This is a genomic window from Deltaproteobacteria bacterium, from assembly GCA_026388545.1.
Lineage (GTDB): Bacteria > Desulfobacterota > Syntrophia > Syntrophales > UBA2185 > JAPLJS01.
Genome location: JAPLJS010000105.1, coordinates 1 through 21693 on the forward strand (window position 1 = coordinate 1; position 21693 = coordinate 21693).

Genomic DNA, 21693 nt, shown 5'->3' on the forward strand with positions numbered 1-21693 from the left:
TTGACGGCGGCGATTATGTTGTTAATAATGTACATTATTGTATACAGGGCTGTAACTTAAAAATGGCAAAAAATTGTCTTGACGAAAGGGTCCACTTTAACATGGCATGGTCCACGAGGACTGTATCATGCCCTCTTAAGAAGATGGAATAAAGAAGAAAGAGAGTCAACCGGAAACAGATAAAATCAAACAGTTGATAGGCATAGAACTACCTGAGGGTGATTTTGAGATCCTGAAAGAAGAAGACAAGGAACAGGTAAAAACCAGCTATGAAAAAAGCAAGGCAGAGATCAAGGAACTGGTACAGACATTTTACAGTAAGGGGTATCGGCACGGGGCGTCTTACCTTGAGAAACTGTCAGACCGTATTTTTACCAATATTGAACTCTGGCTGAAAACAGGGGTAATTGCTCCAAAGACAACATCCATCCTGGAACGTCTCTTTAGAGAATTAGGACGCCGTCTAAAGAAAATAGCCTGGGGATGGTCCGATATGGGAGCAACAAATATCTCTAAAATGATCATGATCAGACAATACTCCAGAGAGAAATGGGAGCAATACTGGAGAAACAAACTTGGGATAAAAAACTACTTCAACATCCATATAGAATCGGTTAAGATATCATGATGCCACAAGTTTTGAACGATACTAACGGTTTTTTTATTAAGAAAACCGAATAAAGAAAAAAGGCTGGCCCTCTCATCAGGAGATAGAAGAACCAGCCCAAAATTTTAATGGTATGGGGTGTCAAGTTTAAAGGTTATAAGTTATACTTGAGAAGCTGTGGGGCGACCCAAAGGATTTAGGAAAGATCCTCCCCCGAATTATATCTTCTCAACAGTGATTTTTACTTTATCGCCCTTTTTCAGATCTTCGGAGGGCTTGAACACAACTTCCTTTGTTTTGTCCGAATAACTAACTCGCAGACTAACCTTCATGTTCTCTGTCTTCTTAACATCACCAGTCATTTCTAACGTAACTTCACCAATTTTTGCCATATTTAAATACCTCCTTCTTGTTAGTCAATAAAGAACGACCCTCACCAAACTTACTATAATCCTTTGACAGCATATTAAAAAATAACGTTTCCCGGGAGCTTTGTCAAATTCTCTGTGTAAAAGTGTTAAAAATTTTTTAAAAGTGGACTGTTTTTGCCTGAAAAGTGGACTGTTAATTCTTCAAAAGTGGATTGAAGGTCGAAGACCCTATCGCTGGTTACAGGATAGAATCGTCAGGACCTGTGCCATACAGAAGCTGACCGCCATTGAAGAGGTTCGGGCTGTCTTGAAAGAAGAGGTGGATCGTTACAATAATCATCAAGTTCATTCTGCCACTGGGGAGATTCCAGCTATCCGCTTTGAGAAGGCGAGGAGAGAAGGAAACAGCTTATTTAGACCCTTTGTCTTGCCCAAGCCCTATACTTCAATCAAGGATGTCTTCTGCTTACGGGAGAGAAGGGTGGTCAATGGCTATCGGAAAATTTCTCTGTTTAATCATGAAATAGCAGTGCCAGATGTGCCACTGAGAAAAGAGGTTGAAGTTCATCTTATTCCTGATATACAGAGAGATGCTCTAGAGATTCGAATATGGTGGGAGGCTCAGATGGTGCAGTCTGTCGTTTACCCACTAAACGGGTTCCCTGGAGTCCACTTTTAAATCGTAAGGGAGTCCACTTTTAAAAAGTTCCTAACATATTTTTGCTCTGTCGTGCTCTGTCGGGTTAGAATGTCTATTTTCCCTCGGCTATTCCTTTAATGAGTCCCTCCGGCGTTGATTTAATCTTTCTTACAGGGATACCAAGTGCCTCTTCCGCATCATTTAGAGTAATGTCGTCCAGAAATCTATTTTCTTCATTGAGAACCACATCGGGTATAAGTATAGTTTCATGACTCTCTATTCTATCCAATACTGCTTTTATTACATCCCTCCCTGTTAGCAATCCTGCAACTGTAATAGATGTTCCAAAAAACTTGTTCTCAACAGATACTACATCAATATTAAGGTTTTCTTTCTCAGAGAGTCTTTCTAAAAACTTTTTAAGAAAAGGATAGAACGATAAACCGGTGAAGGTAAGAAATTTCTTTTTTCGCTGTAGTGTCTTAGGAAGTTGGGTTTTTTTTACCTGATTCATAAAAAGTGGTACCATTCCGACACCATTTTCTATCTGGTGTAGATCTCCGTATTCCTTTAAGGGTGGAAATTGGTGTTCTGCTTTTAAATATAGCTCATCCGCACAGTATATAATTGGGTTGCCATGTTTCTTTCTGAACCTCTTCTGAAATGATTCCACGATTTTTATTGTATGTTCTGCATCTGCTTTCTCAACAGGTCGAATGTTATTATGTTTTCTGAACATGGTCAGACCAACGGGTACAACCGCGATGGACAGGACATGGGGATAAAACCTGTAAAGATCACCGAGAGTCCGCTGCAACTCCTTCCCGCTATTGTAGCCCGGGCAAAGCACAATCTGTATATTAAATCTTATCTTGTTGTCGGCAAGGAATTGAAGCTCCTTCATGATGTCAGCGGCCTTTGCATTTCCAAGAAGCTTGTTCCTTAGCGGTCTATTTGTTGAGTGAACGGAAATATATAGTGGACTTAACCTCTGCTCAATAATGCGTCTTCTGTCTTCCTTGCTCAGATTTGCGAGCGTGATGTAATTCCCGTAAAGGAATGACATCCTGTAGTCTTCATCTTTTATGTAGAGTGTTTTCCTCAACACTTTTGGAAGTTGTTTGACAAAACAGAATATGCAGTTATTTTTACATGTCATGACCTTGAAAGGTATAAAATCTACCCCAAATTCCTTATTGTCCTTTCTGACTATACGGATGTTAAAATTTTTTCCATCCCGTTTTACCTCTATTACGAGGTTATCGTCAGTACTGTAGAATATGAAATCAATAGGGTCACGCAGTTTATGGGAGTTTATGGAGAGGAGAATATCGCCAGGGAGAAGACCCGATTTTTCGGCCAGACCGCCTGGATGAATATTATCTATTTTTATGCTGTTTTTAGCCTGCATGCGTCAGCTTTAACCCCCTATAAATGTAGTGAAGTCCGGAGAGTATTGTAATCCCTGCGGTCATCCACAGAGATGTTGTCCCTTCCTTTAGTTGAAGTAGGAAGGACTCTCTTGCCCATATTATTAAGCAGCCACCTCCTTCCAGTCAAGATTTTTTTGCCCTAAGGCAGCGATGAGTTTTGGAATTTCCCTATAACCCTTCACACGCTTGAACTTCTTCTCTGCCCGTAAGAGCGCTGCCACAGCCCACCTCTGAACCATATCCCCGCCGTTCCATCTTTTCACTCGTCCAGTGATGGTGCGGGTCACAGAGAAGCAGGATTCTACAGGGTTTGTAGTCGAGAGGGTCTTCCTTAAAAGCCCTGTGACGCCCAAACGGTGCACAGTAAGGTCTCCTCAAGACCTTCCTTCAGGCTTGCCGCAGCAGATGGGTTAAGCCTCTCCATACTGCCTGTTTCATCTTCTTGGGGTTTTGAAATGCCTTCCTTGTGTGTGTTTAGCGGTATCTCTTTATTGTCTACGCCTCTTAAACGAGGCCGGTCTATCAATACCTTCTGCCCATCGTAATACACTGGACTGAGCTGGCTTCCCCACCAGTTTGCTGTCCTCAGAGGATTCCTTACGTTCTTCCTGCCGGCAATCCGCTCGCACTCAGAATCTATCACAGCCGATATAAGCATAAGCCCCACATCCTGTGACAATTCCTCTACCGCAGATTTTGAAAAAGATGGCTTCGAATATTGTTTGTTGCTTCCTTGAATTTTTGTTGGAATAAACAGCTGTAGTGAGGAGGATATCTGTATTTCTCCTTTGGCTCAACTATTAACTGCAACATAGCAAGCTGTAATTGAGTTCCTGTCAAACTTGTCGAATATCCAACACTTCAACCGGCAATAGATCATCTTACCTGCAAATTAAGTTTGAAAATGAATCGAAATTGCAGTAGAATAAGACAAGTGAGCAAGGAGCAGAAATGTCACTAGCTAAGAAATTTCAGCCACATTGCCCAGCCCTTGGTTGTTCCGGGGGTCATGCCGATCGTTTGCACGAAGTCTCATTAGAACAGATAGAGATACCTCAAGTAATTTTGGCTCGAAAGAGAGACACCGACAATCAAATATGGAGATGCAGTTATTGTGGTCTTGTTTGGCTTCAAAAGTCCACATCACGGCCCGGCTTCGACCCACTTCCGTTAGGTTACTACACCAATCTTGAATTTGCCCCTGTATATAACGCTTTTAAAATTCGAGAAGGAAATAAAGCGAACTATCCGTCAAGACGACCATGGCACAATCTCAAAAAGGCTAAGAGGTAGCAAAGTGAAGGTGTCAAGAAGAGACAAGAAGATTTTAGGCGGGTTAATGTTGTTTTTGTTCGCTCTTAATGTATATATATATATATTACAGAGATAGCGGGGTGGTAGGGGATTGTCCTTCCTGGCGAAACCGATATGAAGGTGTAATTGTCAACAAGTTTTTGTTTTGTCCCCTTTTCAGGGAAGTAAAATGTCCCTGAACAACGGTTTCATATGTTCCCATCCTCACCGTTCTCTCCGTCATGTTTTTCCTCCAAAAAGGCATTCCCCCTAAATGTTTTTTGGCTATACCTGCTTGTTTTTTTCTTTAGCGTTTAAGCTTCCGTTTATTCTATTGACTCACATTTTTTGCAGCGTACAATGAAATGAAGGAGGTGTATTATGAAAAAGCTATTGGCAATTGGTATTATCCTTCTATTCTTTGCAACTTTTGCCTTTGGTGCCGAATTCTGGGCTTCTAAGAACTCCAACAAATACCATTATCCATCCTGTCAATACGCACAGAAGATAAGCCCGAAGAACCTCATCAAATTCGGCAGTTCCGAACAGGCTTTAAAGGCGGGGTATCAGCCATGCAAGATATGTAAACCACCAATATCGTCAAAAGTAGAGGACAATGAAACCCGGCATATCCATGTAGCAACCACCCAGATGGAACACAGAGGGGGTCAATAACCATTATGCGGAATAGACTCTATCTTGCTATTCTTCTTTTCTTTGCTTGTACAGGTGCTCTCCATAGCATTTTTCAGGATTTTCCATTTGAAAGTCAGAAAAAAATATGGAGGGGCAGCCCTCTATACCTATTTCTTGGTTTTCGTTGCCTTCTTTGTCGTTGCCTTTTTTGTATCCTTCTTCGGTGCTGCCTTTGTTGCTCCACAACTTTTTACTCCACACGCCATATTACCTACCTCCTTCATAACCCATGATATGCAAAACAGGAATTTTTGTCAATGATTATATTGCAATTGCGAAGCCTCATAGGTGAAAAATTCTAATCCTTACCGGTAACTCACTTTGAAAAAAATGTGCAGGTGAAATTTGTTCATTGCTTACTATAATGCTGTTTTTATTATATCCTTTTGATATGCAACATTATAAATGGTATTCAATAATTCTTTAAGTGACGAATCACTATTGCTTGACACCTTGCCTTAAAGGCATCCGTTCAGCCTCGGGTTTTTAACCATAAAATAGGCACTTTCGTATTGATAGTATGCTTTTCTTGTGTTATTCATATCGCATGCTGAAAAGCAAATTCCTATCAGTAAAAAGAACGACATATAATTTTATCGACGTCGACTATTGTACCCCAATTGAGAGATCTTCAAATGATAAACAATTCATCTTATGGTAATGTGTTGAGGATGATCGACAACAGAAGTACGTTATCAGGCGGGAGGGATCGTTCGTGAGAATAGGTGGTTTTCAATTACGTGACCCTGTTCCAGAGTGCAATGAGCCTTACGTCCTTGCTACCCTTCGGCCATGGATAGATGTCAACAATGTTGGAAGTCTGGTCCTGAACGAACTGGAGGCGCGATACGGGGTCACGGAATTGGGGAAGCTATCCAAACCGGGCCACTTCTACGACTTCACGAGATACCGGCCTATTATCCATCTCGAAGAGGGTATTCGTGACCTGTCCATTCCCAATACAACAATTCACTATGCGAGAAGAGAAGGACAGAATGATCTTCTCTTGCTTCGCCTCCTTGAACCTCATGCCCATTCAGAGCTCTATATTAGTTCTGTTTTGAAGCTTCTCAAAACTTTCAAAGCGAGGAAATATATTCTTCTGGGAAGTATGTATGATATGGTACCTCACACCAGACCTTTACTCGTCAGCGGATATGGAATGGGAGAAAAAGCGCGCCAGGATGTCAGGAAAGCCGGCGCCCTGCCCATTACTTATCACGGCCCTTCAACCATTGCGAATCTGATCACGAAAGAGGCAGCGGAATCAGGGATTGAAGCAATCGTGTTCATCGTCTCTCTGCCCCAGTACATTGTGTTGGAGGAGGATTATCTGGGAAAGGTCAGGCTGATGGAAATATTGAACGTACTTTATAACATCCCCTTCGATAAAGAAGACTTCGAAAAGGCTCTGGAGCAGCGCAATTTCATCAGCGCAAGAATGGAAAACTCTCCGGAGATTAAAATGCTCCTGCCTCAACTTGAAAGCGCGTATGACATGCGGATCAAAGCGATGGAGGAAGGGGGAACACCACGCCTGACTTTCGAAATGGAAGAAATCTTCTGGAAAATAATAGGAAAAGATATAGGGAAAGCATAGTCCCCCTATACCCCCCTAACCTTTCTATCACCAGTTACTTTGTGGCTTTGCCTCTCCAACTTGCGACTTTGCGAGTATCCGGCTTGGCTGACAATTTTATAATTTTAAGGATGTCCGTATGCCGTGTAGAACGTATGACTTGTTGGTTAAAGTCCAATCATGGGAATTCAGCTCGTTCACCCATGTAGCAAGAGGGAGGTGTGAGGGGTAACCCAAAGCATTAAGTTCCCTGACAACGGCTCATTTAAGTGAGCCAAGCAAACCTGCGGGTTGCAGCGAAAGCGAACCCATATGTAGCCTCGTGATAATCAAGGGAGTCGTCGACCCTCTGGACGTTAGGGGAAGGCTGATACACCTGTTGTGAACAATAACGAGCGTATGCAACAAGTGGACTTCCGGGGTGGCAGGGGTGACACGCAGGGGAAGCCATGCGGGGTAGCACGGGAGACCCTTTGAGATGCAGATATGCAACTGATGGATATAAGGAAACGAAGTTCCATCGGGTCTTAAAGGGAGTCGGATGTGCCCATAGTACCGCTTGTATCTCAAGGACAACATAACCTTGAGAGAGGGAAGGGGCAATACCTTCATCATGCTTCTGAAGGAGAGAAGGAAAGGAGATTGCGGTAACGCTATCAACTCCAAAGGTTTCGGGAACTCCGGTGGAAGCTATGCCGGAAGGCCAAGCGAAAGCGAAAGCCTCTGGAAGAAGATGATTGGAAAGCCGTATTCGGGAAAACCGAACGTCCGGTTTGATGAGGGGGAGCTGGAAATAGAGCACTCAGCTACTACGCCAGCTCTCTACTCTACTGTACAACGCACCGGCTTTATTCATATTTTATCAAGATCAGCATTACTGATAACAAATACAAAGCGAGAGGTAACTGATCGGGTCAGCTTATTGAATCCAGTTTGAAAGCGCGTATATGCAAGAAAGCCTATTTTTTTTCCCTGGAACGTACAGGCTCCTTCCTGAAGTCAATAGGCCTGCCTCTCTCGCATGGATACAAGAATTCAATGCGTAATGCTTACAGACGTATATGTGGGTGTCGAGCAGCGATGTCTTCTATGTTTTTCCAAAGAATTACCTTGACATATAAGAAAATCTCCCCCTATAATTCCGCCATAAAAAGGTAAGTTCTACCAATTAATTCAATCAACCTTTTATAGTGGCTTTGGAGATTTCTTATGTCATGCATTCCTGAATGGGTTACTGCCATAGCTGCAACAGTAGCTGCGGGAGGTGTGATATTTGCTTTTCAGCAGTTCCGCCTGTCGAAAAAAATTGCTCAAGTTCAATTTGAAGACGGCTTGGCCAAAGAGTATCGAGATCTTGCAGGTGCCATTCCAACCAAGGCGATGTTGGGCGAGGATCTTTCAGAAACAGAGTATCAGGAGTCGTTCGGCAAGTTGTTCAGATACATCGACCTAACAAACGAGCAGGTGTCTCTTAGACAACGCGGCCGCATCAGTGAAGAGGTCTGGTGGTTTTGGTTGGCCGGCATTAAAGCAAACCTACGCCTTCCTGCTTTTCATCGCGCATGGACCGAAATTAAGAGCAGGAGTGAGAGCTTCCAGGAATTGCGTCGCCTCGAAAATGAAGATTTCAAGATTGATCCTGCAAAGTGGAAAAACACTTAGCTTTTCGTTAATGGTGATACTTGAAAAACACATGTATAAATAAGAGAAAGTGAAATTCTGAAGCCTTTAACCTTACTTGAAGATAACATGGTCTGATTACCGAAACCCCGTTTCTATTAAAAGAGAGCGGGGTTTTGTGCTTCGATGGAGATGATGATGAAACTAATAAAATTTTATATTATTGCCTCACTTTTCTTTTTTGCATCTGTTTCACCTACACTCGCCGAAACAAAAACTTTTGTTCGGGAATACACCTATCAAGCCAGTGAATTTGACAGCAAGGCATCGTGCAGAACGCTTGCTTTGGAACAGGTAAAGAGACTCCTGTTGGAAGAGATCGGCACTTATCTGGAAAGTTTAACTGAGGTCAACAACTTTCAACTGACGAAAGATCAGATCATTGTCTTAACGGCTGGCATCGTTAGAGTACAAGTCGTCGATGAAAAATGGGATGGGAAAGCTTATTACCTATTAGCCAAAATTACCGCCAACCCGGATGATGTTGCCAAGGCTATAGATAATCTACGCAAGGATCGACAGAAAATAAAAGAATTGGAGCAAGCGAAAAGGAAATCAGATGATTTGTTTAAGCAAGTTGAAAATCTGCGCGAGGAATTAAGAACTTCGAAGAATAAAAAAACAAAAGCATTTCGCAAGAAACAAAACGAATATGAAAAGATGATCAACTCAGTGAATGCTATTGAATGGTTTAACCTTGGCATGCTTTCAGATGTAAGTCTATTTCAGGACGTCTCATCAATTAAATTCGATGATCAATACCGCGCAAACATGAAAGCAACCTACGAGCGTCAAATTTTTGCTTTCAGTAAGGCCATTTCATTGAACCCACATTACACGGAAGCATATGTTGAAAGGGGTGTTGCCTATTATTATAATGAACAATATCAGAAATCCCTCCATGATTTTAATAAGGCTATTGAGTTGAATCCTGAATTGGTTAGAGCTTACCAACAGCGAGCGGGGACTTATGCAAAACTCGGCAAATGCGACCAAATGATGAAGGACTATTATCGTGCAATTACATTAGCTCCTAATGATCGTGATTATATTTATTTAAATACAACATCATGCGAATCAGAAGAATTTGGAATATCTGGTTTAGAACAGGCAATTGAATATATTACTAAGGTAATAGAGTTCGACTATGAATTGGCTATTAGAGATTATGATAAAATTATAGAATTAAATCCAACATGGCATAATTATAGATCTCGCGGGCAGTTATTTGTTGAGCTAAAAAAATATCATCAGGCTCTTCAAGACTATACCATGGCCATAAATAATTATAAGCAGCTGCGGCCTGCTGAACCCGCTATGTCCGCTGCCGCTCAAAAAACCGTAATAACCGTAGCCCCAGAAACAAATAAGAAGGATGGTGACAAGTCAGAACTCTACTTAGCAAGGAGGGAAATTTATGAAAATATTGGTGATAAAGAACATGCTGAGCAGGATTTAATAGAGGCTATTAAAGTGGATCCCGATGCGGCTCCTGTATCAAGAGCCGAGCGATTACTTAAACGTAGTCGATACGGTGACGCCATTCAAGCTATTAATGAGGATGTTGCATTAGCCATACGTATTATGCCTCAGAATTCCGACAGGTTGTTATTAGAAGGTTATGTATTTCGGTGTTTATGTTACTATCAGATGAAAAATTATAATAGAGCCCTGATTGAATGCACCGATGGTACAAAAAAAGATTCCGGAGATGTGGAAATTAGGTCAGCTCTTTATGTCATGCGATCAATTATTTATAGAAGCATGGGTGATTATAGAAATTCCCTAAGTGACTTGAACCAAGCCATAGACATAAATCCACAAAAGTCTGAAATTTATATTTTACGCGGTATTTATTATCTAAAAAGAGATAGTTATCAAAATGCATTAAAAGATTTTGAAAAAGTGGCCGTACTGGATCCAAAAGATTGGAGGGGATCAATCCGGTCCATTTTAAACGAATGCAAAAAAAACGACAAGAGCAATCAACGCGTCCTCAAGGATATATTCTACGAAGACTGTCACGATATTCCAAATAAATTTCAAATTCTTCAAAAGAAGTATCCCCAGTTTCAAAAAAGGTTTGCTCAAGTAGATAAAGTAATGGTGGTACCAGTAATTTCAAAAGAAAAAGAATGGTTCGTCATTGGTAAAGCTTTTTTCGAATCAGAAAATTATGAACGAGCCATAGATGCTTTCAGTAAAGCAATCAAGATTGCCCCCACTTATATTGACGCGTATCTTGAGCGTGGCACTGCTTTTCGAGAACTCAAGAAGTACAGAGAAGCCATTAAAGATTATGATCGTGTTATCGCGCTGGATCCTAAAATGGTAAAAGCTTATAGCAAGCGCGGGGATGCCTACCGTGAATTAAAGAATTATCAAAAAGCTATAAAGGATTTTGATGCCGCCATTGCACTTTCTCCCTTCGATACAGAATTGTACAATGGGCGCGGCTATATCTATGTCGAGCTTGGTAATTATCAGCAATCGATAACTGATTATAGTTCTGCGATTGAACTCGGCAATAAGAGCAAATATGTTTACCTCCAACGTGGAAGTAGCTATCATAAATTGGGGAAAAACATACAAGCCATAGAGGATTTTAATAAGGCTATCGAAATTGACTCGAAATATTATCTTGCTTACGCTTTCCGGGGGAGAACTTATCGCGAAATGAGATCCTATCAACAGGCGATAAAGGATTTCGATAAGGCTATTGAACTCAATCCACAAGAGGCCTTTTTTTATTTTAGTCGCGCTAACACTTATAATGATTTAAAAGATCTTCAACGGGCGATTATTGACTATAAGGTTGCGGCAAGGCTTGGAAATGAAGATGCTCAGGAAATTTTAAAAATGATAAAAGAACATTGGTAAAAACAGCCAAATGCAAAAGATATTAGAATTTGATCCAAAAACTTAGCTGACCGCTCATTCCACCCGGCTGTTTCCGCGGCGGGTGAATTCGACGTTAGGTACAGGAAAACCAATGGCAAGAGTGAAGCAATCAAAGACTGAAATTGAGAACCAGCTTAAAGAACAGATTGGTTTTCTTATCACGTCGTGCAGATTGTACGATGATGGGCGTCACGCTGAGGCGAAACGCCTGGCAGGCACATTGAGAATTTTATTACACGAAACAATGAAATCAAGATCGCTACTCGGGCAGCTTCACTTGCGTGATATCTCATGGGTGGATACTGCCGTCCCCTATGACCCTGAAAACTTGGTGAGCCATGTCGGGCTGGTTTCTATCCAATTTGATGAACCGTCTGGGCGCATTCCTTGGCTTGTTCCGAAAGGAGTGCCAGCCGGAGAACTAAAGAGAAACGATTTCAATAAGTGGTGGTCACACCCTGTTATCGTTGCTGTAGCCAGCACAGAGAAGAGATTCTTCTCCCGGCGAAACCTTATACTGAATGTAGCTGACACAGATGGCGGAGCACACGTTGACCCTGACCTCGAAGAGGTCTATGCAGAACTTTCAAGAAAAAACATTGTTGGGTTCACGGCCATCAAGGGTGGGAAAAGGTACCCTATGCTTTACCCCGAGATGCCCTGTCTCCGGCAAATTGCCCATGAGGTACTTTTAACATTGCAGGAAACGGTACCTGACTATTTCAGTGAGCCCTACGATTCTGAGATCAGGAAAGAGCCATATGGGGTGAGTATTGAGCATGGTTCTCAGACAGAACCATCTTCGTTTGAGATCCATGTCAGGCCAAAAGGTACCTAAGGAGTGGGTGCAGCTAATCGCCTATAAATCCGGCTCCGGCTGACCCGCGTGTTACTCTATTTCGATTCGTAATCCTCAGTCCTGATAACTGCCCACCACTGTGTAGTTGTAGGTGCACACAATAACCGGCGCATGTTTTTTTATTAAGCAGTACGGGTTGAAATCTGCTACCCAAACGCTTTCCCCCAAATTAACGACTTCAATAAATAACAGAGTACCCGTCTGTGAAATCAAGAGCGTTGATAAGTAGGCAAACTAAACAAACGACCTCTTTCGTTAACTTCCGTAATGTTGTTTTTTGGTTTCAGCTCGGCTATCCAACGTTTCGCTTCGTAATGTTCATACCGCGACCCTGAATATTCCTGGGATGAAGACATCTACCCTGAAGGGCACAAGCAGTCATAACGCTTTGAGCATTTGAGGCGTGCGGGAGAGGTCCGTCTGAATTGCGCATGAATTGTGATCAAAAAGGGATATATGAAAGGAAGTTATTATCGAAGAAAAATATGTCTTTTTTTTCTTGACTAAAGCACGCATTGATATAATTGTGAGCGGCAATTCATTATTTGAACAATTGTTCTATTATTTGAATTATGGCTCAGGTATGGAGAAACCAAAGAGGAAAGAGATAGAGCTTCAGCTCGTGATTCAAAATTCAAGGAGGAAACATTCATGCTAAGGCGACATTCGCTCTCGAAACGATGGAATAAGGGTTATGCTGACAAATTTAAAGCCATAGCAATTATTTCACTTTTGTTTCTGATTTTTGTTGTTATGAATTTAGGGTGCACAAAAAATGAAGCGAAAGTCACGGAAGAGAAGGTTATGAATGTGAAGGTTTTGGCAGCGGAAATGAAATCTTTCCGACCTTTTGTGGAGACGATAGGTTCATTGAAACCAAATGAAGAGGTCATTGTGAGCTCCGAAGTGGATGGCATTGTTAAAAATCTCAGGGTTAATGAGGGATCGTCGGTCTCGAAGGGAATGGTCCTAGTAGAAATCAATGAGACTGATTATCGTCTTGAGGTTAACAGGGCTGATGCAGCGCTGAGGCAGGCAAAGGCGTCCCTTGCCAATGCGAAACTGGAGTATGAGCGGAAGGCGTCCCTTTATAAAGAGGAGCTTGTGACAAAGCAGCAGTTCGATGATATATCGGCCCGCCTCGCCCTCGCGGATGGGGAGTTAGACAGGGCTAAGGCAAGCCTTTCGCTTGCGAAAGAAAAACTCTCAAAAACAAAAATATATTCTCCATTGGAGGGTATTGTCAGGGAAAAAAGGCTAACGAAAGGGGATTACGTCAGAAATGGGTCGCAACTCTTATGGATCGTGCAGACGGATCCGTTAAAATTGAGTTTTACCGTACCTGAGAAGGATATGGGAAAGCTAAAGATAGGCCAGGATGTTCTTTTCAAGGTCGATACGTATCCGGATACGGAGTTCAAAGGAAGACTCGGTACCATCTACCCAAGCCTGGAAGAAAAGACCAGAACACTTCAGGTCGAAGCACTCGTTCCCAATCACGATAACCGGTTAAAACCGGGACTATTCGCCAAGGTGACCCTCTATACCGGACAGGCAAGAGATATTGTTGTTGTACCGATCACGGCGGTTCTTTATGAAGATTCACGGGTTAAGGTCTTTATAGCTGAGGGTGAACGGGCAAAGGAAAGACCGGTAAAAATCGGTACTAAGTACGGAGAATATCTGGAAATTGTAGAAGGAATACAAAAAGGAGAAATGGTCGTTGTGGCCGGTCAGAATAATCTTGCAGAAGGGGTGAAAATGAATGTGGCTCGCTAATACCTCTATAAAACGCCCCGTTTTCGCGACCATGTTTATTGTGGCGCTGGTCGTTTTAGGGGTTGTCAGCTACCCGGATATTGGTGTGGATCTCTTTCCCAAGGTCGATTTCCCCATTATCAATATCACCACGACCCTCAAAGGCGCAAGTCCCGAGATCATGGATATCGATGTAACGGACAAGATTGAGGAATCGGTCAATACCATAAACGGTGTTAAGACGATCACCTCGATGAGTGTGGAGGGAGCCTCTGTCGTTACGGTGGAGTTTGTCCTGGAGAGGGACATCGATCTTGCCGTACAGGACGTAAGGGAAAAGATTTCAACGATCCGCTCCAAACTTCCGACGGATATTGATGAGCCAATTATCGAGAAGGTCGATCCTGATGCCAATCCCGTAATCTGGCTCAATCTTATGGGGAACAAACCAATCCGGGATCTTTCAACCTATGCCGACGAGGTTTTAAAAGAGAAACTTCAGCGGATTAATGAAGTCGGCGCCATAAGGCTTTACGGATTACGCCTCAGGCAGGTGAGGATCTGGATCGATGCAGACCGGATGAGGGCTTATGGGGTCGCCCCCGGCGATATCATGCAGGCCCTGCAGCGTGAAAACCTCGAACTCCCCGGAGGGCGGATCGAGAGCACCTCAAAAGAGTATGAAGTTAAAATTAAAGGGGAGTTTTCCAAGGTTCACGACTTTAATGATTTGATTGTGGCCTATTACAAAGGCGCACCGGTAAGGCTCCGGGATATCGGAAAGGCCGAAGACGGGATGCAGGAAAAACGCACCGTTTCGAGGTTCAACGGTATTCCATCGGTTGGCCTGGGCGTGCAGAAACAGTCGGGAACCAATACGGTAGAGGTGGTGAACCGCGTCAAAAAGGAACTTGAAATTATCAAGAAAACCCTTCCCCCCGGTATGGAGATTGGCATTGCCTTTGACCAGTCCACCTTTATCAATAGATCCATCAATGAAGTTCAGCACCACTTGATCTTCGGCGGGTTCCTTGCCGTTTTGGCAGTCTTTATATTCCTGCGAAACTGGAGAATTACGCTCATCAGCGCCATGGCGCTTCCTGTCTCGGTGATTGCTACTTTCGCACTGCTGCGGGCGTTCAATTTTACCTTCAACAACATGACCATGCTGGCCCTTTCGCTCTCCATCGGGATTCTCATCGACGACGCCATCATCGTCATCGAAAATATCCACCGCCATATCGAGGAAGGGATGGCCCCCGGAGAGGCGGCCTCCTTTGCCACCTCCGAGATCGGGCTCGCCGTCATGGCCACCACTTTTGCCATAGTCGCGATTTTTCTCCCCGTGGCTTTCATGAAGGGAATTATCGGACGGTTCTTCCTGCAGTTTGCTCTCACTGTAGTCTTTGCCGTTCTTGTCTCTCTTATCGTCTCTTTTACGTTGACCCCCATGATGGCATCGCTTTTCCTCAAGGCACACGAGAAGCATTCAGAGGATCATCCTAAAAACCCTTCGCGGTTTGCCCCTCTCATCAGGATCGGGGATTGGTGGGAGAGAGGGTATAAAAAAACAGAGACGGTGTACCGGAGTCTCCTTGATGCGTCGCTCCGCCACCGGGGCATAGTTCTCATCCTTGCCGGTGTGATCTTTTTCTTCAGCATCTTCATTACGAAGTTTATAGGGAAGGAGTTCGTACCCCCAGAGGATCAGAGCCGGTTTATTGTGCGCCTCGAGGCCCCCGCAGACTACTCAGTGGACAAGGCTGATGAGATGTTTATGAAGGCAGAGGATGTCGTAAGACAAACCCCGGAAGTGGTGACGGCCTTCTATATCCAGGGATACGGCCGCACCGTTCAGATCAACAAGGGAATCCTGATTGTCAATTTAAAGAAGAAGTCGGAAAGAAAGAAGAGCCAGGAACAGGTCAAGAAGGAATTGAGACGGAAGTTTCTTGAGATACCGGGTCTCAAAGGAACAGCCGAGGACATCTCTCTTGTCGGCGGCGGCGTAAGAAACGTGCCCATTCAATATAGCATCCGGGGTATCGATCTTTCCGCACTCCAGTCCTATACGAGGCAGATCGTGGATGAATTCTCCAAGCTCCCCGGCATTGTGGATGTTGATACTTCCCTTGAGGCGGGTAAGCCGGAGCTCAAGGTCTTCATTGACCGCGATAAGGCTGCCGATCTGGGCGTGAGTGTGGCCTCCGTTGCCGAGGCGGTGAATCTCCTGATCAGCGGTGAAGTGGATGTGACCAAGTATAAGGATGAGCAGAGGGGAAGGCGCTATGATGTGCGGGTAAGGCTTAATGCCGCGGATCGCTCCAATCCTGATGATCTGGGAAGAATTTACGTCCGGGCGAAAGACGGAAGGCTCGTTGAACTCGCCAATGTAATCCGGATCCAGGAAGGAGGCGGCCCCAGCGTCATCAACCGTGTGGACAGGCAGCGGGCCATCACCGTCTTTGCGAGCCTCGAGGGAAAGCCCCTGGGGCAGGCGATGAGTGAACTCAATGCCATCGCGGCCAAGGTGCTCCCCTTGGATTACATACCCAAGTACAAAGGAATGGCGGAAACAATGGGAGAATCCTTCCAGTACCTAATATTTGCCTTGATCCTCGGCATTATTATGGCCTATATGATTCTCGCCTCTCAGTTTGAGAGCTTCCTCCATCCCTTCATTGTCCTTCTATCCATGCCCCTGTCCTTTATCGGCGCCTTCGGGGCCCTGTTGCTGATGGGAAAGACTCTCAGCATCTTCAGCTTCATCGGTCTTATCCTGCTTATGGGATTGGTAAAGAAGAATGCCATCCTTCTTGTGGATTATACCAATACGCTGAGGGAAAGGGGAATGCCGAGGAGAGAGGCAATTCTCCAGGCCGGACCGGTGAGATTGAGGCCGATTTTGATGACGACCTTTGCCATGGTCTTTGGAATGCTGCCCGTTGCCATGGGTTTAGGGGAGGGGGCCGAAACCCGTTCGCCCATGGGTATTGCCGTTATCGGCGGTCTTCTTACCTCCCTGTTTCTAACGCTTGTTGTTGTGCCGGCGGCCTATGATCTCTTTGATGATTTGCAGGAAATAATCAAGGGGAGAAGAAAGATCAGGATCTTTCGGCGAAAGGAAGAAAAGCGAATCGAAAAAACGGAATAATGAATGATGCCATAAGAAAATGGAGGGCAAGATCAGTGAAGATGTTTTTAATTGTTTATTGCGATGCAGCAGACAAATACGTCATTGAAGTGTTTAAAAAAGCCGGCGTCTCGCACTATACAAAAATGGAAGAAGTACATGGTGAAGGGACAGAAACGGAACCAAAACTGGGTACCCACTGCTGGCCGGGGGCAAATAATGTCCTTTTCGTTGCCGTCCAGAACGAAGAAGTTCCTTTAATAACGGAGTTGGTGAGACAGTTAAAGAAGGAGCATCCAAGGGCCGGTGTGAAGGGCTTCATCCTTCCCATGGAGGAAAGCATATAAAAAAGTGAGAAATATCCCGGTCTTCATCACCGATGAGCTATCCTGAAATTATGTGGAAATTCTTATTATTCTGAAATATTTTGTAGAATTTGACCAAAATAGCTGATAGAGTAAAACATTAGGTTGGGGTATTTATTTCCGGGTATAGCAGCGAATAACCGCTGAAACATGCGTTCCATTATTCACGTATGTAATTTAAAAAAGGAATTTATGAAAAAATTAGTTAAATCTGGTATTTCAGATATCATCATCGGGATAATGCTAACCATTTTAACGGTCGGAGCTTTCTATTTTGGATGGACCCCAACACAATATCTCGAATACAAGATTTATGATGCAGGTTCCACCCTTAAGGAAAGAGTCTCTAATTCCCCTATAGTAATTGTAGCGATAGATGATGAGAGTATTGCTAATATGGGGAGATGGCCCTGGCCGCGTGGTTATATTGCCCATATGATCGGTCTTCTGAACAGTTACGAAGCTAAAGTGATCGGGGTAAATATAATTTATTCAGAAAGTGATTTCAACCAGGGCTTGCTTGAAGTGCGTGATATTATCAAGAATATAGAGAGTAATCCTGGTCTGCTTAAGAACAGGCAAGTTGGTGAAATCCATACCTCTCTGAAGGAATCCGAAAAAAAACTCGATAATGATGCTATTCTCTCAGCATCCATCGGGGAAAGTAAGAAAGTAGTGTTGCCTCTCGTGTTTATCCTCGGCAGTTCAGTCAGCAATAGTGGATCTGATGTACCAGAATATCTGAAGCAGAATTCTATTGAAGTTTCCGCTCGTGAGGGTAGTATTTCAGGGAGAGAGATTGTACCTCCTATCCCTGATTTCGCGGCAAAATCATTTGCTCTTGGCCATATCAATGTTGTTGCCGATGTGGACGGAACAGTGAGAAGTGAACCTCTGTTGGTATATTATGAAGGGCGAGCCTATCCATCCCTCGGACTGCAATTGACCTTAAAGTATTTAAACTATGATATAAAAGATGTGAGTGTGGCCGGTGATTTGACATTTGGAAACAACAGTGTTCCTATTTCTGATAAGGGTAAGATGCTTATCAGTTTCAGTAAGAGCTTCCCGTATTTCTCTTTCTATGATGTGGTCAGTAATAAGGTACCTCCTGAGGCATTCAAAAATAAAATTGTCATCATTGCCCAGAGCGCAATCGGCCTTGGTGCAATGCAGGCTACGCCAATAGGCCCTAATGTTCCATCCTGGGGAATTATAGCGAACGTAGTTGATAATATACTCACGAATGATCATATAGTGCGGCCTGGTTGGGCATTTCCCCTTGAAATCGGAGTTATCGTCTTCTTCGGCGTTTTTCTTGCTCTGGCAATACCGAGACTCAAGGCCAGAATCGGTGCCATTGCTTCGCTAATCATTCTTCTGGTCTGGATCGGTGCGGGAGTGTATCTATTGATGAGTTACGGATACTGGATTAAGGTTATTCATCCCTCCCTTCTTCTCCTGTTCGGATATATAATTATCGTCTCTAAGGGTTATTTTTTTACAGAAAAGGCAAAGGAACGCATCGAGGCAGACAGTGTCGAAACCAATAAAATGTTGGGACTTTCTTTCCAGGGGCAAGGCATGCTCGACATGGCCTTCGAAAAATTCCGGAAATGTCCTATTGAGGATGAGGCGATTAAGGAGTCGCTCTACAACTTAGGTCTTGATTTTGAGAGAAAGAGAATGTTTAACAAGGCCGTGGCTGTCTACGAGCATATCTCGCAAGCAGGAAGTTTCAAGGACATTGAAGAACGGGCGAAGAAGCTGAAGGCAGCAGGGGAGACAATGATATTCGGACTTGGCGGCGCGAAAAAGGACGCCACGGTGCTCGTTGATAGTTCTCAAACGAAACCTACTCTCGGCCGCTATGAAATTTCCAGGGAACTCGGACGGGGCGCCATGGGAACGGTTTACCTGGGCAAAGACCCCAAGATCAACAGGGAAGTAGCGATTAAGACCTTGAGATATGAAGAGGTCGATGAAGAGCAGATTGCGGAGGTGAAAAAGAGATTCTTCCGGGAGGCAGAGGCTGCCGGTAAACTCTCTCATCCTAACATCGTTACTATTTATGATGTCGGTGAGGACTACGATCTTGCCTACATGGCGATGGAACTTCTTGACGGAGCGGACCTCGCGAAATATTGCCAGAAGGAAAATTTGTTGCCCATCCATGATGTAATGAAGATAATCTCATCAGTTGCGAATGCCCTTGATTATGCCCATAGCAATGGAGTCGTCCACAGGGATATCAAACCGGCAAACATCATGATTTTGAAAAACGGAGAAGTCAAAGTTACAGATTTCGGAATTGCCAGGGTGATGACCTCTTCCAAGACCCAGACCGGTGTGGTTCTTGGTACACCAAGCTATATGTCACCGGAACAGATCGCAGGGCAGAAGGTGGATGGTCGTTCAGACCTCTTTTCCCTCGGAGTCGTATTCTACGAACTTCTTACGGGCGAAAGGCCGTTTCAGGGTGACAGCATTGCTACCCTCATGTTTAATATTACCGCATCTTCACCGGCCCCGATAAAGGATCTGGCGCCGAATATCCCACAACCCTGTATTAACATTATTGAGAAGTTACTTGTTAAAGATAGGGAGTTACGATATCAACAGGGAAAAGAACTCGTTCGTGAACTTGCTGAGTGCATTCACCTTTAGGAGATTATATTGGAAATTCTTGTTCAAGGCAGAACAGATAAAGGGATTGTCAGATCGAACAACGAGGATAATTTTTATCTTAATGACAAGGTGGGCCTTCTTGTTGTTGCCGATGGTATGGGAGGGCATGCTTCCGGAGAAGTAGCGAGCAAGATGGCCATCGATGTAATCAGGGACTATATTATCGAGGTAAAAGAAGGGCAATATCCACAGATCGGCAAATATCGGGAAGAATTTTCTGAAGAGACAAATCGTATAGGCTCAGCGGTACGTCTTGCCAACAGGGTTATCTATGAGGCGGCACAGAGTAATCCCGGATGGCAGGGCATGGGCACGACGGTAGCAGCGGTCTTGCTCAACGGGAACCTACTGAGCATTGTTCATGTCGGTGATAGCAGGGTTTATCTTGTCAGGGCAGGCAATATCGAACAAATGACCGATGACCATTCGGTGGTCTATGAACAGGTCAAGCGTGAGCTGTTGACGAAAGAAGAGGCCCAGAAATCCGAGATGAAAAATCTCCTTACGAGGGCCCTTGGCGCAACACTGGAAGTTGAGGTGGATTTTGCTGAGTTGACTCTCACGGACGGTGATATTTTGATACTATGTACAGACGGTCTCAGTTCAATGGTTTCTGATGACGATATCCTCTCTGTTATGCTTTCATCGAACGATCCAACCGCAGCATGTGAAAGGCTGATCGACATGGCCAATAAAAACGGCGGCAAAGATAACATAACAGTGATTACAGGATATATCAGGAAAAAAAGCTGGTTTTCTTTTTTATTAAATTTCAAGGAATGGTTCAGGAGGTAATGTATGGCGAAGGTATTACTCAAATTCAAAGAAGCCGTGGTAAAAGAGATACAGCTTGATCAGGACGTTATAACTATTGGGAGAAAAGCGGAAAACGATATTGCTATCGATAATCAGGCTATATCGGGACAACATGCGAAAATTACTAAAGAGGGTGATGCCATATTTATTGAAGATGCAAACAGCCTCAACGGTACCTATGTCAACGGCCAGAAGGTTTTCAAAAGTGAATTATATAACGGCGATGTCATCCTTATCGGTGTTCATACTCTTGAGGTTATATCGGATAAAGTCAGGGAAACGGACACAAAAGGCTTTGCCGTGCGGGGCCGTTCAATGGATGAGACCATGGTGATTGCCCCGGAAGATCAGAAGAAGATACTTGCCTCTGTAGATAAAGAGAAGCCTGACATCCTCGGTGGCTTCATTGTCATTGAAGGATCCACGGATAAGAGGGATTATCTTCTCAAAGAGAGAGTCACAACCATTGGCAAGGAGGATAGTGCCGGGATTCATCTGAAAGGCTTTTTTGCCCCCAAAGTAACTGCCCTTATAAACAGGAGGAAAGAGGGATATTTTATCACACCTGCAGGTGGTAAATCGCTGAAGGTGAACGGCCAGCAAGTTGATCATAGATATGATCTGAAAGATGGTGATATCGTGGAAACTGGCGGCCTTAAGTTGCAGTTTTACATAAAAGAATAGATGGACGAATGTCAAAAGAAAAAATTACAAGGAGACAAAAAGACATATCCCGGTTATTGAGAGAGAAGAACCGGCTTCGCAAAAGCCTGACAAAAAATAATAAAAAGAAATAATAATCATGATTATTTAGGCTTGAAAATTATTTTACAATAAAAGGAGGTGCTTGACCGCAGAATTTTGAGAGAGGAGC

The 21693-nt window shown here is 43.8% G+C and carries 19 protein-coding genes; 14 read left to right on the forward strand and 5 right to left on the reverse strand.

Going from position 1 to position 21693, the window contains the following annotated elements; genetic code table 11:
• The first annotated feature begins 193 nt into the window (after nt 1-193).
• Nucleotides 194-628, forward strand: a complete 435-nt coding sequence (locus NTW12_12170) for a hypothetical protein (protein ID MCX5847090.1) — start codon at nt 194-196, stop codon at nt 626-628.
• 197 nt (nt 629-825) lie between these two features.
• Here NTW12_12170 and NTW12_12175 read toward each other — a convergent pair whose 3' ends face one another.
• Nucleotides 826-999 carry a hypothetical protein gene (locus tag NTW12_12175; GenBank protein ID MCX5847091.1) on the reverse strand — a complete coding sequence of 58 codons (174 nt, stop codon included), beginning with the start codon at nt 997-999 and terminating at the stop codon, nt 826-828.
• A 142-nt stretch (nt 1000-1141) separates the two neighbouring features.
• On the opposite strand from NTW12_12175, the gene NTW12_12180 reads away from it, so the two are divergent.
• On the forward strand, nt 1142-1657 hold the full coding sequence (locus tag NTW12_12180; protein ID MCX5847092.1) for a hypothetical protein: 516 nt from the start codon (nt 1142-1144) through the stop codon (nt 1655-1657).
• Between the two features lie 73 nt (nt 1658-1730).
• On the opposite strand, the gene NTW12_12185 is transcribed toward NTW12_12180, so the two are convergent.
• The 3 genes from NTW12_12185 to NTW12_12195 form a co-directional block, all read right to left on the reverse strand.
• Nucleotides 1731-3029, reverse strand: a complete 1299-nt coding sequence (locus NTW12_12185) for a DUF512 domain-containing protein (GenBank protein MCX5847093.1) — start codon at nt 3027-3029, stop codon at nt 1731-1733.
• Nucleotides 3030-3152: 123 nt separating this feature from the next.
• Entirely contained in the window at nt 3153-3290 is a 138-nt protein-coding gene (locus tag NTW12_12190) for a hypothetical protein (GenBank protein ID MCX5847094.1), read from the reverse strand.
• Nucleotides 3291-3382: 92 nt separating this feature from the next.
• Nucleotides 3383-3709, reverse strand: a complete 327-nt coding sequence (locus NTW12_12195; protein MCX5847095.1) for a hypothetical protein — start codon at nt 3707-3709, stop codon at nt 3383-3385.
• Between the two features lie 1016 nt (nt 3710-4725).
• On the opposite strand from NTW12_12195, the gene NTW12_12200 reads away from it, so the two are divergent.
• The gene (locus NTW12_12200) at nt 4726-5019 is read left to right on the forward strand and encodes a hypothetical protein (protein ID MCX5847096.1); all 294 of its coding nucleotides are present in this window, start codon (nt 4726-4728) and stop codon (nt 5017-5019) included.
• Nucleotides 5020-5046: 27 nt separating this feature from the next.
• On the opposite strand, the gene NTW12_12205 is transcribed toward NTW12_12200, so the two are convergent.
• Nucleotides 5047-5241: a hypothetical protein gene (locus NTW12_12205; GenBank protein MCX5847097.1), complete on the reverse strand. Its 195-nt coding sequence runs from the start codon at nt 5239-5241 to the stop codon at nt 5047-5049.
• 514 nt (nt 5242-5755) lie between these two features.
• Here NTW12_12205 and NTW12_12210 point away from each other — a divergent pair.
• From NTW12_12210 to NTW12_12260, 11 genes are all read left to right on the forward strand, one after another.
• Complete coding sequence (locus tag NTW12_12210) at nt 5756-6640, forward strand: PAC2 family protein (GenBank protein MCX5847098.1); 885 nt, start codon at nt 5756-5758, stop codon at nt 6638-6640.
• Nucleotides 6641-7232: 592 nt separating this feature from the next.
• Entirely contained in the window at nt 7233-7556 is a 324-nt protein-coding gene (locus tag NTW12_12215; protein ID MCX5847099.1) for a hypothetical protein, read from the forward strand.
• A 272-nt stretch (nt 7557-7828) separates the two neighbouring features.
• Nucleotides 7829-8281 carry a hypothetical protein gene (locus tag NTW12_12220; GenBank protein ID MCX5847100.1) on the forward strand — a complete coding sequence of 151 codons (453 nt, stop codon included), beginning with the start codon at nt 7829-7831 and terminating at the stop codon, nt 8279-8281.
• Nucleotides 8282-8425: 144 nt separating this feature from the next.
• Entirely contained in the window at nt 8426-11179 is a 2754-nt protein-coding gene (locus NTW12_12225; GenBank protein MCX5847101.1) for a tetratricopeptide repeat protein, read from the forward strand.
• Nucleotides 11180-11291: 112 nt separating this feature from the next.
• Entirely contained in the window at nt 11292-12038 is a 747-nt protein-coding gene (locus tag NTW12_12230) for a hypothetical protein (protein MCX5847102.1), read from the forward strand.
• A gap of 672 nt (nt 12039-12710) precedes the next feature.
• A complete protein-coding gene (locus tag NTW12_12235; protein MCX5847103.1) occupies nt 12711-13838 on the forward strand; it encodes an efflux RND transporter periplasmic adaptor subunit in 1128 nt (375 codons plus the stop codon).
• Entirely contained in the window at nt 13825-16971 is a 3147-nt protein-coding gene (locus tag NTW12_12240) for an efflux RND transporter permease subunit (GenBank protein ID MCX5847104.1), read from the forward strand. The genes NTW12_12235 and NTW12_12240 overlap by 14 nt, the downstream gene beginning before the upstream one ends.
• Before the next feature lie 35 nt (nt 16972-17006).
• Nucleotides 17007-17297 carry a hypothetical protein gene (locus NTW12_12245; GenBank protein ID MCX5847105.1) on the forward strand — a complete coding sequence of 97 codons (291 nt, stop codon included), beginning with the start codon at nt 17007-17009 and terminating at the stop codon, nt 17295-17297.
• Nucleotides 17298-17507: 210 nt separating this feature from the next.
• Nucleotides 17508-19982 (forward strand): serine/threonine-protein kinase, encoded by a 2475-nt coding sequence (locus NTW12_12250; GenBank protein MCX5847106.1) that lies wholly within the window; start codon nt 17508-17510, stop codon nt 19980-19982.
• Nucleotides 19983-19991: 9 nt separating this feature from the next.
• Entirely contained in the window at nt 19992-20798 is an 807-nt protein-coding gene (locus NTW12_12255; protein ID MCX5847107.1) for a Stp1/IreP family PP2C-type Ser/Thr phosphatase, read from the forward strand.
• Between the two features lie 3 nt (nt 20799-20801).
• A complete protein-coding gene (locus NTW12_12260) occupies nt 20802-21503 on the forward strand; it encodes an FHA domain-containing protein (GenBank protein ID MCX5847108.1) in 702 nt (233 codons plus the stop codon).
• Nucleotides 21504-21693: the final 190 nt, after the last annotated feature.

What these genes read in the sequence shown, in the direction of transcription:
- NTW12_12225 (MCX5847101.1), top strand. Translation starts at nt 8,426, where the DNA reads ATGGAGATGATGATGAAACTAATAAAATTTTATATTATTGCCTCACTT.
- NTW12_12190 (MCX5847094.1), bottom strand. Translation starts at nt 3,290, where the DNA reads ATGGTTCAGAGGTGGGCTGTGGCAGCGCTCTTACGGGCAGAGAAGAAG.
- NTW12_12240 (MCX5847104.1), top strand. Translation starts at nt 13,825, where the DNA reads ATGTGGCTCGCTAATACCTCTATAAAACGCCCCGTTTTCGCGACCATG.
- NTW12_12175 (MCX5847091.1), bottom strand. Translation starts at nt 999, where the DNA reads ATGGCAAAAATTGGTGAAGTTACGTTAGAAATGACTGGTGATGTTAAG.
- NTW12_12235 (MCX5847103.1), top strand. Translation starts at nt 12,711, where the DNA reads ATGCTAAGGCGACATTCGCTCTCGAAACGATGGAATAAGGGTTATGCT.
- NTW12_12220 (MCX5847100.1), top strand. Translation starts at nt 7,829, where the DNA reads ATGTCATGCATTCCTGAATGGGTTACTGCCATAGCTGCAACAGTAGCT.
- NTW12_12230 (MCX5847102.1), top strand. Translation starts at nt 11,292, where the DNA reads ATGGCAAGAGTGAAGCAATCAAAGACTGAAATTGAGAACCAGCTTAAA.
- NTW12_12215 (MCX5847099.1), top strand. Translation starts at nt 7,233, where the DNA reads ATGCTTCTGAAGGAGAGAAGGAAAGGAGATTGCGGTAACGCTATCAAC.
- NTW12_12200 (MCX5847096.1), top strand. Translation starts at nt 4,726, where the DNA reads ATGAAAAAGCTATTGGCAATTGGTATTATCCTTCTATTCTTTGCAACT.
- NTW12_12260 (MCX5847108.1), top strand. Translation starts at nt 20,802, where the DNA reads ATGGCGAAGGTATTACTCAAATTCAAAGAAGCCGTGGTAAAAGAGATA.
- NTW12_12195 (MCX5847095.1), bottom strand. Translation starts at nt 3,709, where the DNA reads ATGCTTATATCGGCTGTGATAGATTCTGAGTGCGAGCGGATTGCCGGC.
- NTW12_12185 (MCX5847093.1), bottom strand. Translation starts at nt 3,029, where the DNA reads ATGCAGGCTAAAAACAGCATAAAAATAGATAATATTCATCCAGGCGGT.
- NTW12_12250 (MCX5847106.1), top strand. Translation starts at nt 17,508, where the DNA reads ATGAAAAAATTAGTTAAATCTGGTATTTCAGATATCATCATCGGGATA.